Genomic DNA, 2,256 nt, shown 5'->3' on the forward strand with positions numbered 1-2,256 from the left:
CCGTGATAACAGCGTCATTAAACCTCCTGTTTTTAATGAGTAATTTAATCCACTCGATTCTTGCTGCACGATACGATTTATTTAAGGATACCGCTTTCGCGAAAGCGGAAATAGCTCCAGCATCATTGCTTAAATCTACTAATGCCTGACCTAAATAGTACCTGTAACTAGCATTATCTGGCACCTCTTCTATAAGTTCATCAAACATTCCAAAAGCCGTAACAGGATCATTGTTGCGTAATGCTAATCGAGCGTACTCAAATCGTGGTGTGGTACTTATCGAGTCTTTTTTGAACCCTTTTTCATAGGTCGCTAGAGCGGCATATACATCGCCTAACTGAACGTATGCTTTAGCTAGTTTAAACTCGCTATCAGGAATTTTTTCATATTCTTCTATAGCCAGTTGATATTTACCAGCCTGTACAAGACTATCGGCGACTTGAAATTGAGCTGGACTAGATAGGTACGTTAACAATACAATAAGAATCAATAAATACTTCATACTTTAAATTTAGGCACACTTATTGAAACCAAAAAATCTAAACTAAACAATTATGAAATACATTACACTACTTTTTGCTCTAGCTATTACACTAACTGCTTGTGAAGGACCTCAAGGACCTCCAGGATTTGACGGCTTTGATGGTGCAAACGGCGCCGATGGAGTTAATATCGTTGCACAATCTTTTGAATCAACGGTAGATTTTTTTGCTCCAGATTATGAAGTGCTTATAGATTACCCTGCAAATATTACTGTCTTCCCAGATGATATGACGTTAGTTTATATTCTTTGGGATCAAGTACCAGGAAATAATGGTGGACTTGTTGATGTGTGGAGGTTATTACCACAGACTATTTACACTAACTTCGGTGAATTTCAATACAACTATGACGCTACTAATGGAGATGCTCGCATATTCATTGACGCACCATCAAGCACAGACTTGAGTCAGTTAGCGCCAGGAGATATTTCTAATCAAACTTTTAGAATAGTCATTCTACCAGTAGAATTACAATCCAGCACAATCGATGTAACAAATTATGATGAGGTAATGAGTATTTCAGGATTACAGCAAAAAGACATTATCAAAATCGATTAATAATAATGATTTTTGAAGAAGGCGGCTCCTTTAACTAGGGCTGCCTTTTTTTATGCGTTTTCTTCTAACCAGATCGCAACGCCATCTTTTTTATGATGCGCTGTTATGTAAGCGGCGGCATTTTTGACTTCGTCTCTTCCGTTTTCTACAGCAACTCCATAACCTACTGCCTTTAACATATCAGTATCGTTATAATTATCGCCGAAGGCAACTACATTTTTCATTGCTACATCAGGAAACTTAAACTCTAGTAATTTTCTTAAGGCGACTTCTTTTGAAGTTCCTTTAGGTGTGATTTCAGTATAGGTATTTTTAGATCTGTATAAATGTACTTTTGAGGTGAGCTCTTTTTCCGCTTTCGCGAAAGCGAGATCCATACCATCTTCATCACCCATGAACATCACTTTATGCGTGTTTCCCTTTTCTGAGGTGTTTTTAAGATAATCTAAGGTCACAGCGGTGGATTGTACCGTAGGATGAACTCTCGTATTGTTAATCTCTCTATTTGCCCAATGATCTAAAGCAGGCACAAACCACTCCTCATTACGGTAAAATGCTACATGAAGTCCATGCTCTTCACCTATAGCAGCCAGTGTTTGCACCTCATCAAATGGGATTCCTAGTTCAAAAAGAACCTCATCACCATGCAGCACTAACGCACCATTATAGCAAATCATGGCTTCACCCAAAATATCTAGCGCATCTTGCAAGTAGTACATCGCTTGAGGCATACGAGCCGAAATCAAAATCTTAGGCATCTTTAAACCTTTTAAAGTCTTAATTGTGCGATGTGACAAAAATCGATTCTCATCTAGTAGTGTACCGTCTATATCTGTTGCAAAAAGTTGTATCATGTATCAAATATAGATACTCCTAGAGAATTAACTTTCAGATGCAAAAAAAAATCGATGCGCACTAAAAACTTTTGATCAAACACGATTGCTACTTATATATTTCATTTTCATATTGTTATAATTATTTTTGTTACTATATAAATTACAACCCTAGTAATCGATTAAAAAATAATCGCTTTTTTTTGAAAAAAAATTAAAAAACTCTTGTCAGTTCCTAAATGAAAAGTATATTTGCATCCGCTAACGCAGAAATGTATTAGTGTCGTTCTATAAGAACACGGTCTGGTAGTTCAGTTGGTTAG

At 36.7% G+C, this 2,256-nt stretch carries 3 protein-coding genes; 1 reads left to right on the forward strand and 2 read right to left on the reverse strand.

What is annotated here, in order from left to right; all coding sequences use genetic code 11:
• Positions 1-502: lipopolysaccharide assembly protein LapB (locus A9Q93_RS09780; RefSeq protein WP_303687209.1), on the reverse strand; the 502-nt coding region annotated here is incomplete at its 3' end.
• Between the two features lie 52 nt (positions 503-554).
• On the opposite strand from A9Q93_RS09780, the gene A9Q93_RS09785 reads away from it, so the two are divergent.
• Positions 555-1,100, forward strand: a complete 546-nt coding sequence (locus A9Q93_RS09785; RefSeq protein WP_303687210.1) for a collagen-like protein — start codon at positions 555-557, stop codon at positions 1,098-1,100.
• 50 nt (positions 1,101-1,150) lie between these two features.
• Here A9Q93_RS09785 and A9Q93_RS09790 read toward each other — a convergent pair whose 3' ends face one another.
• Positions 1,151-1,954: an HAD family hydrolase gene (locus A9Q93_RS09790; RefSeq protein ID WP_303687211.1), complete on the reverse strand. Its 804-nt coding sequence runs from the start codon at positions 1,952-1,954 to the stop codon at positions 1,151-1,153.
• Positions 1,955-2,256 lie beyond the last annotated feature (302 nt).

The organism is Nonlabens dokdonensis, from assembly GCF_002162835.1.
Classification (GTDB): Bacteria; Bacteroidota; Bacteroidia; order Flavobacteriales; family Flavobacteriaceae; genus Nonlabens; species Nonlabens dokdonensis_B.